Annotated in this window: 12 protein-coding genes; 8 read left to right on the forward strand and 4 right to left on the reverse strand. The window is 61.7% G+C overall.

All coding sequences use genetic code 11. The annotated features are described in order from the left end of the window. Positions 1 to 8 precede the first annotated feature (8 nt). The 8 genes from hutG to CKW37_RS11615 all read left to right on the forward strand — a co-directional run bounded on the left by hutG (position 9) and on the right by CKW37_RS11615 (position 9,676). Positions 9 to 809: an N-formylglutamate deformylase gene (hutG, locus tag CKW37_RS11580; RefSeq protein WP_095155826.1), complete on the forward strand. Its 801-nt coding sequence runs from the start codon at positions 9 to 11 to the stop codon at positions 807 to 809. Positions 810 to 917: 108 nt separating this feature from the next. Beyond that, entirely contained in the window at positions 918 to 1,889 is a 972-nt protein-coding gene (gene pip, locus CKW37_RS11585; RefSeq protein WP_095155827.1) for a prolyl aminopeptidase, read from the forward strand. Then, positions 1,886 to 2,323 carry a D-aminoacyl-tRNA deacylase gene (dtd, locus tag CKW37_RS11590; protein WP_095155828.1) on the forward strand — a complete coding sequence of 146 codons (438 nt, stop codon included), beginning with the start codon at positions 1,886 to 1,888 and terminating at the stop codon, positions 2,321 to 2,323. The genes pip and dtd overlap by 4 nt, the downstream gene beginning before the upstream one ends. Positions 2,324 to 2,587: 264 nt before the next feature. Further along, the gene (locus CKW37_RS11595; RefSeq protein ID WP_095156102.1) at positions 2,588 to 4,321 is read left to right on the forward strand and encodes a glucan biosynthesis protein G; all 1,734 of its coding nucleotides are present in this window, start codon (positions 2,588 to 2,590) and stop codon (positions 4,319 to 4,321) included. Then, positions 4,314 to 6,887 (forward strand): glucans biosynthesis glucosyltransferase MdoH, encoded by a 2,574-nt coding sequence (gene mdoH / locus CKW37_RS11600; protein WP_095155829.1) that lies wholly within the window; start codon positions 4,314 to 4,316, stop codon positions 6,885 to 6,887. Before CKW37_RS11595 ends, mdoH begins: the two co-directional genes overlap by 8 nt. A gap of 186 nt (positions 6,888 to 7,073) precedes the next feature. Beyond that, positions 7,074 to 7,874 carry a transporter substrate-binding domain-containing protein gene (locus CKW37_RS11605; RefSeq protein ID WP_095155830.1) on the forward strand — a complete coding sequence of 267 codons (801 nt, stop codon included), beginning with the start codon at positions 7,074 to 7,076 and terminating at the stop codon, positions 7,872 to 7,874. Between the two features lie 112 nt (positions 7,875 to 7,986). Then, positions 7,987 to 8,949, forward strand: coding sequence for an amino acid ABC transporter permease (locus CKW37_RS11610; protein ID WP_095155831.1), 963 nt, complete (start codon positions 7,987 to 7,989; stop codon positions 8,947 to 8,949). After that, positions 8,942 to 9,676, forward strand: coding sequence for an amino acid ABC transporter ATP-binding protein (locus CKW37_RS11615; RefSeq protein ID WP_095156103.1), 735 nt, complete (start codon positions 8,942 to 8,944; stop codon positions 9,674 to 9,676). Before CKW37_RS11610 ends, CKW37_RS11615 begins: the two co-directional genes overlap by 8 nt. A 292-nt stretch (positions 9,677 to 9,968) precedes the next feature. Here CKW37_RS11615 and CKW37_RS33200 read toward each other — a convergent pair whose 3' ends face one another. Genes CKW37_RS33200 through CKW37_RS11635 form a run of 4 tightly spaced genes read right to left on the reverse strand, consistent with a single transcriptional unit; the run spans position 9,969 to position 12,881 of the window. Next, positions 9,969 to 10,748, reverse strand: a complete 780-nt coding sequence (locus tag CKW37_RS33200; protein ID WP_256587732.1) for a DUF6708 domain-containing protein — start codon at positions 10,746 to 10,748, stop codon at positions 9,969 to 9,971. Further along, positions 10,745 to 11,524, reverse strand: a complete 780-nt coding sequence (locus CKW37_RS33205) for a DUF6708 domain-containing protein (RefSeq protein ID WP_256587733.1) — start codon at positions 11,522 to 11,524, stop codon at positions 10,745 to 10,747. Before CKW37_RS33205 ends, CKW37_RS33200 begins: the two co-directional genes overlap by 4 nt. Next, positions 11,521 to 12,291 (reverse strand): DUF6708 domain-containing protein, encoded by a 771-nt coding sequence (locus tag CKW37_RS33210; RefSeq protein ID WP_371864285.1) that lies wholly within the window; start codon positions 12,289 to 12,291, stop codon positions 11,521 to 11,523. The genes CKW37_RS33205 and CKW37_RS33210 overlap by 4 nt, the downstream gene beginning before the upstream one ends. Positions 12,292 to 12,296: 5 nt before the next feature. Continuing rightward, on the reverse strand, positions 12,297 to 12,881 hold the full coding sequence (locus CKW37_RS11635) for a DUF6708 domain-containing protein (protein WP_256587735.1): 585 nt from the start codon (positions 12,879 to 12,881) through the stop codon (positions 12,297 to 12,299). Positions 12,882 to 13,001 lie beyond the last annotated feature (120 nt).

Raw genomic sequence — 13,001 nt, forward strand, 5'->3', positions numbered from 1 at the left:
AAGCAACGATGGATAAGGTTTTGAGTTTTCATCAGGGCACGCTGCCGCTGCTGATCAGCATGCCGCATGCCGGCCTGCGCCTGGCCCCGGCGGTCGAGCGCGGACTGGTTGACCCGGCGCGCAGCCTGCCGGACACCGACTGGCACATCCCCCGGCTGTACGACTTCGCCCGCGAACTGGGCGCCAGCATCGTTGCCGCCGAGTACTCGCGTTTCGTCATCGACCTCAACCGGCCGGAAGACGACCAACCTTTATATGCGGGCGCGACCACCGGCCTGTTCCCGGCGACCCTGTTCGACGGCCAGCCGCTGTTCGAAGAAGGGCAGGTGCCGTCGAGCGCCGAGCGCGCCGCCTACCTCGAAGCGATCTGGCGCCCGTACCACGACACCCTGCGCCAGGAACTGGCGCGGCTGAAGGCGCAGTTCGGGTATGCGCTGCTCTGGGACGCTCATTCGATCCGCTCCCATGTGCCGCACCTGTTCGACGGCAAGCTGCCGGACTTCAACCTCGGCACCTTCAATGGCGCCAGTTGTGATCCGCAACTGGCCGAGCGGCTGCAAGCGGTGTGCGGCGAGGCCCAGGGCTACAGCCATGTGCTGAACGGGCGCTTCAAGGGCGGGCACATCACCCGGCATTACGGTGATCCGGCCAATGACATCCATGCGGTGCAACTGGAACTGGCGCAGAGCACTTATATGGAAGAGGTGGAGCCGTTCAGGTATCGGGAGGATCTGGCGCAGCCGACCCAGGTGGTGCTGCGGCAGATGCTGGAAGAAGTTCTGGCCTGGGGGCAGCGGCGTTATTGCTGACTTCACCACACAGATACCTGAAGAACACTTGACCCAACAGGGCATGCTCAAAGCGTAATTCGGGTTTATGATGCCCAACGGCAGAATAATTCCCACACGGAGTGCGTAATGCAGACCTTGTACCCGCAGATCAAACCCTACGCCCGGCACGATCTGGCCGTCGAATCACCGCATGTCCTGTACGTCGATGAAAGCGGTTCGCCGGAAGGTCTGCCGGTGGTGTTCATTCACGGTGGTCCCGGCGCGGGCTGCGATGCCCAGAGCCGCTGCTATTTCGACCCCAACGTCTACCGCATCATCACGTTCGACCAGCGTGGTTGCGGCCGCTCCACGCCCCACGCCAGCCTGGAAAACAACACCACCTGGCACCTGGTCGAAGACCTCGAGCGCATTCGCAAGCACCTGGGTATCGACAAATGGGTGCTGTTCGGCGGTTCCTGGGGCTCGACCCTGGCGCTGGCCTACGCCCAGACCCACCCCGAGCGCGTTCATGGCCTGATCCTGCGCGGCATCTTCCTGTGCCGTCCGCAGGAAATCGACTGGTTCTACCAGGCCGGCGCCAGCCGCTTGTTCCCTGACTACTGGCAGGACTACATCGCGCCGATCCCGGTGGAAGAGCGCGGCAATCTGGTCCAGGCCTTCCACAAGCGCCTTACCGGCAGCGATCAGATTGCCCAGATGCACGCCGCCAAGGCCTGGTCCACCTGGGAAGGTCGCACCGCCACGCTGCGCCCGAACCCGTTGGTGGTCGACCGCTTCTCCGAGCCCCAGCGCGCGCTGTCGATCGCCCGGATCGAATGCCACTACTTCATGAACAACGCCTTCCTCGAAGAAAACCAGTTGATCCGCGACATGGAGAAGATCGCCCACTTGCCGGCGGTGATCGTGCACGGTCGCTACGACGTGATCTGCCCGCTGGACAACGCCTGGGAACTGCACCAGGCCTGGCCGAACAGCGAGCTGAAGGTCATTCGCGACGCCGGTCATGCCGCCTCCGAACCGGGTGTCACCGATGCCCTGGTGCGCGCCGCCGACCAGATGTCCCGGCGTCTGCTGGACCTGCCACTGGACGAAGCATGAAGGGGCTGCTGCAACGCGTGCGTGGCGCGCGGGTAGAAGTGGAGGGCGAAATCGTCGGCTCCGTGGACCAGGGCCTGCTGGTGCTGGTCGCGGTGGAGCCGGGCGACACCCCGGCCCACGCCGACAAGCTGCTGCACAAGTTGCTCAACTACCGGGTCTTCAGTGACCCGCAGGGCAAGATGAATCTGTCCCTCAAGGACATCGACGGCGGCCTGCTGCTGGTGTCCCAGTTCACCCTGGCCGCCGACACCCAGAGCGGCCTGCGCCCGAGCTTCTCCACCGCCGCGCCACCGGCCCTCGGCGCCGAGTTATTCGACTACCTGTTGGCCCAGGCCAAGGCCAAACATGGCACCGTCGCCAGCGGCCGTTTCGGGGCCGATATGCAGGTGCATCTGGTCAATGATGGCCCCGTAACATTTATGTTACAAATATGAAGACAAAAAACCCCCTGTTTGCAGGAAAACAAGGGGTTTTACAGCAAAAATAGTTGGCTGGCCCTGATGCGTTGTAACGCAGCCTGCTAGATAATCGCGCGCTACGTGGGCCGACGTTCGACGGCCTGTTTCACTCTGATTCGAGAACTGTCCGGAACCGTATGGGGAATCATTAAGCCCTTTCGGAGTCCGAACAGTGCTCGCCAACCCGGCATGTGTAGCTGGCCGTTGGTTCTCTAGATCTGTTTTCGGCGAGGGTTGCTCGTGATTGTAAGTCCCTGTAATGCACCAAGAATGCCTGCCAGCCGGCTGCGCAAGGCCCTGCTCGCAGGTTCGGCGCTGGTGTGCCTGCTCAGTGCCGGCCAGCTCTGGGCGTTCAACCTTGACGACGTAGCGGCCAAGGCGAAAGACCTGGCCGGGCAGAAGTACGAAGCACCAAAGAGCAACCTGCCGGCGGTCTTCCGCGACATGAAGTTCGCCGATTACCAGAAGATCCGCTTCCTGTCCGACAAGGCCGAATGGGCCAACGACAAGACCCCCTTCAAGCTGTCCTTCTATCACCAGGGCATGCACTTCGACACGCCGGTGAAGATCAACGAAGTCACCGCCACCAGCGTCGATGAAATCAAGTACGACCCAACCCGCTTCGATTTCGGCGACCTGAAGTTCGACGCCAAGGCCACCGAGCAGCTCGGTTATGCCGGTTTCCGCGTGCTGTTCCCGATCAACAAGGCGGACAAGCAGGACGAAATCATGACCCTGCTCGGCGCCAGCTACTTCCGCGTCGTCGGCAAGGGCCAGGTGTATGGTCTGTCGGCCCGTGGCCTGGCCATCGACACCGCGCTGCCGTCCGGCGAAGAATTCCCGCGCTTCACCGAGTTCTGGGTCGAGCGCCCGAAAGCCAACGACAAGCACCTGGTGATCTACGCGCTGCTCGACTCGCCGCGTTCCACCGGCGCCTACAAGCTGATCCTGCGTCCGGGCAGCGACACCATCGTCGACGTGCAGTCCAAGGTGTTCCTGCGTGATCACGTCAGCCGTCTGGGCATCGCCCCGCTGACCAGCATGTACCTGTTCGGCAGCAACCAGCCGTCGCGCGTGCCGAACTACCGTCCAGCGCTGCATGACTCCGAAGGCCTGTCGATCCACGCCGGTAACGGCGAGTGGCTGTGGCGTCCGCTGAACAACCCGAAACACCTGGCCGTGAGCAACTTCAGCGTGGAAAACCCGCGCGGCTTCGGTCTGCTGCAGCGCAACCGCAACTTCAGCTTCTATGAAGACCTGGACGACAACTACCAGAAGCGCCCAAGCACCTGGATCGAGCCTCGCGGCGACTGGGGCAAAGGCACCGTCGACCTGGTGGAAATCCCGACCGCCGATGAAACCAACGACAACATCGTTGCGTTCTGGAGCCCGGAAAAGCTGCCTGAGCCAGGCACCCCGGTCGAATACGAATACCGCTTGCACTGGACCATGGACGAGTCGGCCTACCATTCGCCGAACCTCGGCTGGGTCAAGCAGACCCTGCGTTCCACCGGTGACGTCAAACAGTCCAACCTGATCCGCCAGCCGGATGGCAGCGTGGCCTTCCTGGTCGACTTCGAAGGCCCGGTCCTTGCGGCCCTGCCGGAAGACGCGGCGGTCCGCAGCCAGGTCAGCCTGGGCGACAACGCCGAGCTGGTCGAGAACAACCTGCGCTACAACCCTGAAATCAAGGGCTGGCGCCTGACCCTGCGGATGAAGGTCAAGGATCCGGGCAAGGCCGTCGAAATGCGCGCCGCGCTGGTTCGCGACGTCCCGGTCGAGCCGGCCAAACCCGAGAAGCAGGAAAAACAGGAAAAACCTGCCAAGCAGGACAAGGCCGCCGCTAAAGCCGCGAAGGCCGAGCAACCTGCCGAGCAGCCTGCCGCTGAAGCGGCGCCCACTACTGGGGCACCGGCGACCACCGAACAGGTGTTGACCGAGACCTGGAGCTATCAGTTGCCAGCCGATGAGTAACTCTTCAGTACGGCCAGAATCGCTTGCCGAGTACCTGGCCCATCTACCCCTGAGCGACGAGCAGCGGGCGGAACTCGCCAACTGCAACTCGTTCAGCGAGTTGCACCAGCGCCTGTCTGCGCAGCCGAGCGTTGTCGATGCCGAGCCCGCCCAGGGTTCGGTCGGCAGCCGCCTGAGCCTGCTCAGCGCCACCGATATGGAAGAGGCCGAGATGCTCGGTCTCGACGCCAGCGGCCGGGTCTGCCTCAAGGCGACCCCGCCGATCCGTCGCACCCGGGTGATCCCCGAGCCATGGCGGACCAACATCCTGGTCCGTGGCTGGCGCCGCCTGACCGGTCGCACCAACGCCCCGGCTCCGGAGCAGCGTGAGCTGCCCAAGGCCCGCTGGCGCTGGGTCGGTTCGATGCGCCGCTACATCCTGCTGGCACTGATGATCGGTCAGACCATCGTCGCCGGCTGGTACATGAAAGGCATCCTGCCGTATCAGGGCTGGTCGTTCGTCGACCTCGACGAAGTCCTGCACCAGCCACTGCTGCAGACCGCAGCGCAGGTGTGGCCGTATGCGTTGCAGACGTCCATCCTGATTCTGTTCGGCATCCTCTTCTGCTGGGTGTCGGCGGGTTTCTGGACCGCCCTGATGGGCTTCCTCGAACTGCTCACCGGGCGCGACAAATACCGCATCTCCGGCAGCAGTGCCGGCAACGAGCCGATCGAGGCGGGCGCGCGTACCGCGCTGGTCATGCCGATCTGCAACGAAGACGTGCCACGGGTGTTCGCCGGCCTGCGCGCGACCTTCGAGTCGGTCGCCGCCACCGGTAACCTCGACCGTTTCGACTTCTTCATCCTCAGCGACACCAACGACCCCGACATCGCCGTGGCCGAGCAACAGGCCTGGCTGGAAGTCTGCCGCGAGGCCAAGGGCTTCGGGCGGATCTTCTACCGTCGCCGCCGTCGCCGCGTGAAGCGCAAGAGCGGCAACCTCGACGACTTCTGCCGCCGCTGGGGCAGCGACTACCGCTACATGGTTGTTCTCGACGCCGACAGCGTGATGAGCGGCGACTGCCTCTCCAGCCTGGTTCGGTTGATGGAAGCCAACCCGGACGCCGGGATCATCCAGACCGCGCCGAAAGCCTCGGGCATGGACACCCTGTATGCGCGCATGCAGCAGTTCGCCACCCGCGTCTACGGCCCGCTGTTCACCGCCGGCCTGCACTTCTGGCAACTGGGTGAGTCGCACTACTGGGGGCACAACGCGATCATCCGCATGAAGCCCTTCATCGAGCACTGCGCCCTGGCGCCGTTGCCGGGCAAGGGCGCGTTCGCCGGTGCGATCCTCTCCCACGACTTCGTCGAAGCCGCGCTGATGCGCCGCGCCGGCTGGGGCGTGTGGATTGCCTACGACCTGCCGGGCAGCTACGAAGAATTGCCGCCGAACCTGCTTGATGAACTCAAGCGCGACCGGCGCTGGTGCCACGGCAACCTGATGAACTTCCGCCTGTTCCTGGTCAAGGGCATGCACCCGGTGCACCGTGCGGTGTTCCTCACCGGGGTGATGTCCTACCTGTCGGCGCCGTTGTGGTTCTTCTTCCTGGTGCTGTCCACCGCGTTGCTGGCGACCAACACCCTGATGGAGCCGCAGTACTTCCTCGAACCACGGCAGTTGTACCCGCTGTGGCCGCAGTGGCACCCGGAAAAAGCCATCGCGCTGTTCTCGACCACCATCGTGCTGCTGTTCCTGCCCAAGCTGCTCAGCGTCATTCTGATCTGGGCCAAGGGCGCGACGGAGTTCGGCGGGCGGATCAAGGTCACCCTGTCGATGCTGCTGGAGATGCTCTTCTCCATGCTGCTGGCGCCGGTGCGGATGATTTTCCACACCCGTTTCGTCCTCGCCGCGTTCCTCGGCTGGGCCGCGACCTGGAACTCGCCGCAACGTGACGACGACTCCACGCCGTGGAGCGAAGCGGTCCGCCGCCATGGTCCGCAGACCCTGCTGGGCGTGGCCTGGGCATTGCTGGTGGCCTGGCTGAACCCGAGCTTCCTGTGGTGGCTGGTGCCGATCGTGGGCTCGTTGACCCTGTCGATCCCGGTGTCGGTGATTTCCAGCCGGGTCAACCTGGGCCTGCGCGCCAAGGACGAGAAGCTGTTCCTCATCCCCGAGGAATACGCGACGCCGCCTGAGCTGTTGGCCACTGACCAGTACACCCACGAGAACCGCTGGCACGCTCTGCACGACGGTTTTGTCCGGGCCGTGGTCGATCCGCAGCAGAATGCGCTGGCCTGTGCCCTGGCCACCGCTCGCCACGGTGTCGCCGAGCCGATCGAGGCGCTGCGCGCCGAGCGTATTGCCAAGGCATTGCAGGTCGGACCGTCGGGTCTGGACGGCAATAACCGCCTGGCACTGCTCAGCGATCCGGTCGCATTGTCCCGCCTGCACGACCGCGTCTGGGCCGAGCACAACAGTGCCTGGCTGGACGTCTGGCGTCAGTCGATCGACAACGATCCGCACTCGCCGCTGTTGCCTCTGCATCCCGAAGAGGCAGCCCAGCCAACGCTGGCCAATGCCTGATCCCCACGCGGGGCGACATTCGTCGCCCCGCGCTGTTTTTCTGGTACCAATAAGTAACAAAGTCGTCATGGGGCTAGGTCCCATGCCGCTCATGCGTTAGCATCCCGCCCCGACTATCGCGCGACGTCTGTAGGACTTTTCGCGCAACAATAAAATTAAGCGTTTTCTTGTTGGGGGAACCTGGTGATGTTCAAAAAGTACCTGTCGATGCTGCTGGTCGGCGTCGCCGCCACTGTCGCGGTCAGCACCGCACAAGCCGGCGCAATCGATGACGCGGTCAAGCGCGGCACCCTGCGGGTGGGCATGGACCCAACCTACATGCCGTTCGAAATGACCAACAAGCGTGGCGAGATCATCGGCTTCGAAGTAGACATCATCAAGGCCATGGCCAAGTCCATGGGCGTCAAGCTGGAGATGGTTTCCACCGCCTATGACGGCATCATCCCGGCACTGATGACCAACAAGTTCGACATCATCACCAGCGGCATGACCCTGACCCAGGAACGCAACCTGAAGCTGAACTTCAGCGAGCCCTTCATCGTTGTTGGCCAGACCCTGCTGATCCGCAAGGAACTGGAAGGCAAGATCAAGTCCTATAAAGACCTCAACAGCGCCGAATACCGCCTGACCTCCAAGCTGGGCACCACCGGTGAGATGGTCGCGAAGAAACTGATCGCCAAGGCCCAGTACCACGGCTACGACAACGAACAGGAAGGCGTACTGGACGTGGTCAACGGCAAGGCTGATGCCTTCGTCTACGACGCACCCTACAACGTGGTGGCCGTGACCAAGGTCGGCGCCGGCAAGCTGGTCTACCTCGACGAACCGTTCACCTACGAGCCGTTGGCCTTCGGTCTGAAGAAAGGCGACTACGACAGCATCAACTTCATCAACAACTTCCTGCACCAGATCAAGCACGACGGCACCTACGATCGAATCCACGACAAGTGGTTCAAGAAGACCGAATGGCTGAAGGACATGGAATAAAAGACAGCGACTAGCCGCGAGCTACAAGCTGCAAGCAAAGCGGGTCGCTGATGACCCGCTTTTTTCTTGCGGCCTGTAGCTTGCGGCTTTTGGCTTCATGGGGAATCCCAACGTGATCAAACACAAGAAATCCCAGTGGCCCTGGCACGGGCTGACCGCGCTGGTCCTGGTCGGACTGGCGATAAGTCTGTATTTCGCCACCTCGATGATTTCCTACGAGTGGCGCTGGAACCGCATCCCGCAGTACTTCGCCTACCAGGCCGAGGAAGCGCATCGCGCCGCCGGCTACGGCACGGTGCAGGAGATCGTGCGCAAGGGCGACAGCGCACGCGTGACCCTGCGTGACGAAGACGGCGCCGAACAGGTGCTGGACGTCGACCAGGCCAGCCTGCAACTGGCCAAGGGCGACGACGTTGCCGAGGGCGACCTGATCGGCCTGACGCACCACTGGGCGGCCGGCCCGCTGGCCTGGGGGCTGTGGACCACGGTATGGATTTCCGTGGCGTCCGGCGTCATCGGCCTGCTGATCGGTCTGTTCGCCGGGCTGTGCCGCCTCTCCAGCAACCCGACCCTGCGTGACCTGTCCACGGTGTATGTCGAGCTGGTGCGCGGCACGCCGTTGCTGGTGCAGATCTTCATTTTCTATTTCTTCATCGGCACCGTGCTCAACCTCTCCCGCGAGTTTGCCGGGGTTGCCGCGCTGGCTCTGTTCACCGGCGCGTACGTGGCTGAAATCGTCCGCGCCGGCGTGCAGTCCATCGCCCGGGGGCAGGGCGAGGCCGCGCGGTCCCTGGGCCTGAGCGCCGCCCAGTCGATGCGCCATGTGGTTCTGCCGCAAGCGTTCAAACGCGTGCTGCCGCCGCTGGCCGGGCAGTTCATCAGCCTGGTCAAGGACACGTCGCTGGTCTCGGTGATCGCCATCACCGAACTGACCAAGAGTGGCCGCGAGGCGATCACCACCTCGTTCTCGACGTTCGAGATCTGGTTCTGCGTCGCCGGGCTGTACCTGCTGATCAACTTGCCGCTGTCGCATTTCGCCAGCCGGCTCGAGCGGAGGCTTGCGCAAAGTGATTGAAGTCCGTGATCTGGTAAAAGTCTTCGACACCCGCGGCCAGGTGGTGCGGGCTGTGGATAACGTCAGCACCAACGTCTCCCGCGGCGAAGTGCTGGTGGTGCTCGGCCCGTCCGGCTCCGGCAAATCGACCTTCCTGCGCTGCCTGAACGGCCTGGAGTCGTTCGATGCCGGCAGCGTCGCCATCGATGGCCTGCAACTGGCCGACCCGAAGACCGACGTCAACGCCTACCGTCGTGAAGTCGGCATGGTGTTCCAGCACTTCAACCTGTTCCCGCACATGACCGTGCTGGAGAACCTGTGCCTGGCGCAGAAAGTCGTGCGCAAGCGCGGCAAGGCCGAGCGCGAAGCCAAGGCGCGGGCACTGCTGGAGAAAGTGGGGATCGGGCAGAAGGCCAACGAATACCCGTCGCGGCTCTCGGGCGGGCAGCAGCAGCGCGTGGCAATTGCTCGGGCGCTGGCGATGGACCCGAAAGTCATGCTGTTCGACGAGCCCACCTCGGCGCTGGACCCGGAAATGGTCGGCGAGGTGCTGGACGTGATGAAGACCCTGGCCCAGGAAGGCATGACCATGGTCTGCGTGACCCACGAAATGGGCTTTGCTCGTGAAGTGGCGGATCGGGTGCTGTTCTTCGATCACGGCAAACTGCTGGAGGATTCGCCGCCGGAAGAATTCTTCACCACGCCGAAGGACCTGCGGGCCCAGGCGTTCTTGCGTCAGGTCCTGTAACTCTCGCGACGGTTCGGCGTTCCGACAAGCTCGCTCCTACAGTCAGTTACGCAGTCTCTGTAGGAGCGAGCTTGCTCGCGATTCAGATCCGGAACCGCGCCAGCTCAACGCTGGACGCCGCCGTCTCCTCACTCGCCGCGCTGGTCTGATCCGACACGTAGCGCACGGTCGTGAAGTCGGCATGGTGTTCCAGCACTTCAACCTATTCCCAGGCGTGCCCGGCACGGCAGCGGGCAGGGTGTTGCTCAGCAGCATGGCGCGCATCTTGCGCTGGGTCGGCTTGCGGAACTGTTCATGGCGCGGTCCTCGACTCCAGATCCATATCGGCAGGCCACTCGACCTTCGGCGCCAGTAGCATGGCGACGTTGCACCACAGCACATCGTTATGGTCCCAAGGCGGCTCCGGCGGCGGTAGTGCATCGGGGCCTTGTTGCATGTAGGTGCAGACATAGGCCCAGGCATGCGCATCGGCGCCCATGGCGGTCAGTGGGAAGCGGTCGATGACTTCGTTCGTACCGGGTTTGACGATGGACAGTTCGACACCGAACTGGATGATGGCTCCGCCCTGGGCGGTGAAGTGGGTTCTTCTCCAGCGTTCGGCTCGGACCTGTGACCAATCGTAGGCCACTGGTACTACCCGCCACTCCTCGAATGGGTTCCACCAGCAGTATTTGAAGTTGTAGGCGTAGAGGCGTTGGCGGGCGCGATTGAAGCGGAGTGGCAGGTCACGAGGAGGGGCTATTTCGGACTTCCAGAAGATGGGGATCAACCAAGCGTTAATGAACACTGCGAAGATGAATGTGATCCATTCTTCAATCATCAGCGTCCGATCTGCTGATAAATGAAGCCAAATAATCAAGAGTATAAGCATCGTTGACACTGGAACGAACCAGATCACTATCCCTCTCACAAGTGCCGACGCACGAGGCAGCTCCAGAAAAAACTCATCCTGATGGTTGGGCGTATCAAACCCGAGGTCCGGGGTAACGATCGGTAATTCGTAGGGACCGGGCAGGTCTTCTTTCCAGCCGGGACAAGGTGGTATCAGCTTTGGTCCTTTCATTCTGCTCATGGCGCGGTCCTCGACTCCAGATCCATATCGGCAGGCCACTCGACCTTCGGCGCCAGTAGCATGGCGACGTTGCACCACAGCACATCGTTATGGTCCCAAGGCGGCTCCGGCGGCGGTAGTGCATCTGGGCCTTGTTGCATGTAGGTGCAGACATAGGCCCATGCGTGTGCATCGGCACCCATGGCGGTCAGTGGGAAGCGGTCGATGACTTCGTTCGTACCGGGTTTGACGATGGACAGTTCGACACCGAACTGGATGATGGCCCCGCCTTGGGCGGTGAAGTGAGTTCTTCTCCAGCGTTCGGCCCGGACCTGTGACCAGTCGTAGGCTACTGGTACTACCCGCCACTCTTCGAAGGGATTCCACCAGCGGTATTTGAAGTTGTAGGCGTAAAGGCGTTGGCGGGCGCGGTTGAAGCGGAGTGGCAAGTCTCTAGGTGGGGCCGTTTCGACCCTCACGCAAAACACGATTGACCAAACTCCAAGGGCCATGCATGAGATAAACATTCCCCACTCTTCGATGGCCACCACACGTGAGTCCGACAAGAAAAGCCAAGAATAAATGGCTACGTAAATACTCATGTAAGGTGCAAACCAAATCACCCAACCTCTGGCACGAGCCAATGCACGCGGTAACTCCAGAAGAATTTCATCTTGATAGTTGGGCGTATCAAAACCCAGCGCCGGTGCTACGACTGGGGGTTTGTCAGTATCAGGAAGATCTTCTTGCCAGCCGGGACATGGTGGAACGAGCTTGGGTCCTTTCATTCTGCTCATGGCGCGGTCTTCGACTCCAGATCCATATCGGCAGGCCACTCGACCTTCGGCGCCAGTAGCATGGCGACGTTGCACCACAGCACATCGTTATGGTCCCAAGGCGGCTCCGGCGGCGGTAGTGCATCGGGGCCTTGTTGCATGTAGGTGCAGACGTAGGCCCAAGCATGCGCATCGGCACCCATGGCGGTCAGTGGGAAGCGGTCGATGACTTCGTTCGTACCGGGTTTGACGATGGACAGTTCGACACCGAACTGGATGATGGCCCCGCCCTGGGCGGTGAAGTGGGTTCTTCTCCAGCGTTCGGCTCGGACCTGTGACCAGTCGTAGGCAACGGGTACTACCCGCCATTCTTCGAAGGGATTCCACCAGCGGTACTTGAAGTTGTAAGCGTAGAGGCGTTGGCGGGCGCGATTGAAGCGAAGTGGCAAGTCTCGGGGAGGAGTTACATCAACTTTAATGCAGAAAAAAAGCGACCAGACTGTAATCAGTAAACCGAGGCCAACCGTTATCAGAAGCTCAAGGTTTAGAGATGTTCCAATTGATATGACAATCCACAATAGCGCTATCAACAAGGCAGTCATAATCGGCGCAAACCAAATCACCACGCCTCTTATAAGTGCGGAAGCACGAGGTAGTTCCAGTAGAACTTCATCCTGATGATTGGGCGTGTCAAAGCCTAGGTCCGGGGTAACGACTGGTAATTCGTAGGGGCCAGGCAGGTCTTCCTTCCAGCCGGGACATGGTGGAACGAGCTTGGGTCCTTTCATTCTGCTCATGGCGCGGTCTTCGACTCCAGATCCATATCGGCAGGCCACTCGACCTTCGGCGCCAGAAGCATAGCGATGTTGCACCACAGCACATCGTTATGGTCCCAAGGCGGTTCCGGCGGCGGTAGTGCATCGGGGCCTTGTTGCATATAGGTGCAGACGTAGGCCCAGGCATGTTCGTCGGCACCCATGGCGGTCAGGGGGAAGCGGTCGATGACTTCGTTGGTGCCGGGTTTGACGATGGACAGTTCGACACCGAACTGGATGATGGCCCCGCCTTGGGCGGTGAAGTGGGTTCTTCTCCAGCGTTCGGCCCGGACCTGTGACCAGTCGTAGGCAACGGGTACTACCCGCCACTCTTCGAAGGGATTCCACCAGCGGTATTTGAAGTTGTAGGCGTAAAGGCGTTGGCGGGCGCGGTTGAAGCGCAGTGGTAAGTCGCGGGGAGGAGTTATATCAACTTTCACGCAAAACAGGAGTGACCAGATTGTAATGGCCACACCCGTGACCAACATGATCCATTCTTGAAATTCCAATACACGCCAGTCTGAAACGATGAACCACAATAATCCGATTAGTAGGGTGCTCATGACGGGCGCGAACCATATCACTACTCCCCTGACAAGTGCCGAGGCACGTGGTAGCTCCAGAAAAGTATCATCTTGATGATTCGGTGTATCGAACCCAAGTGCTGGATTTACAGCTGGCAA

The sequence above is a fragment of the Pseudomonas sp. Irchel 3E13 genome (assembly GCF_900187455.1).
GTDB lineage: Bacteria > Pseudomonadota > Gammaproteobacteria > Pseudomonadales > Pseudomonadaceae > Aquipseudomonas.

What these genes read in the sequence shown, in the direction of transcription:
- hutG (WP_095155826.1), top strand. Translation starts at nt 9, where the DNA reads ATGGATAAGGTTTTGAGTTTTCATCAGGGCACGCTGCCGCTGCTGATC.
- pip (WP_095155827.1), top strand. Translation starts at nt 918, where the DNA reads ATGCAGACCTTGTACCCGCAGATCAAACCCTACGCCCGGCACGATCTG.
- dtd (WP_095155828.1), top strand. Translation starts at nt 1,886, where the DNA reads ATGAAGGGGCTGCTGCAACGCGTGCGTGGCGCGCGGGTAGAAGTGGAG.
- mdoH (WP_095155829.1), top strand. Translation starts at nt 4,314, where the DNA reads ATGAGTAACTCTTCAGTACGGCCAGAATCGCTTGCCGAGTACCTGGCC.
- CKW37_RS11605 (WP_095155830.1), top strand. Translation starts at nt 7,074, where the DNA reads ATGTTCAAAAAGTACCTGTCGATGCTGCTGGTCGGCGTCGCCGCCACT.
- CKW37_RS33200 (WP_256587732.1), bottom strand. Translation starts at nt 10,748, where the DNA reads ATGAGCAGAATGAAAGGACCAAAGCTGATACCACCTTGTCCCGGCTGG.
- CKW37_RS33205 (WP_256587733.1), bottom strand. Translation starts at nt 11,524, where the DNA reads ATGAGCAGAATGAAAGGACCCAAGCTCGTTCCACCATGTCCCGGCTGG.
- CKW37_RS33210 (WP_371864285.1), bottom strand. Translation starts at nt 12,291, where the DNA reads ATGAAAGGACCCAAGCTCGTTCCACCATGTCCCGGCTGGAAGGAAGAC.
- CKW37_RS11635 (WP_256587735.1), bottom strand. Translation starts at nt 12,881, where the DNA reads ATGAGCACCCTACTAATCGGATTATTGTGGTTCATCGTTTCAGACTGG.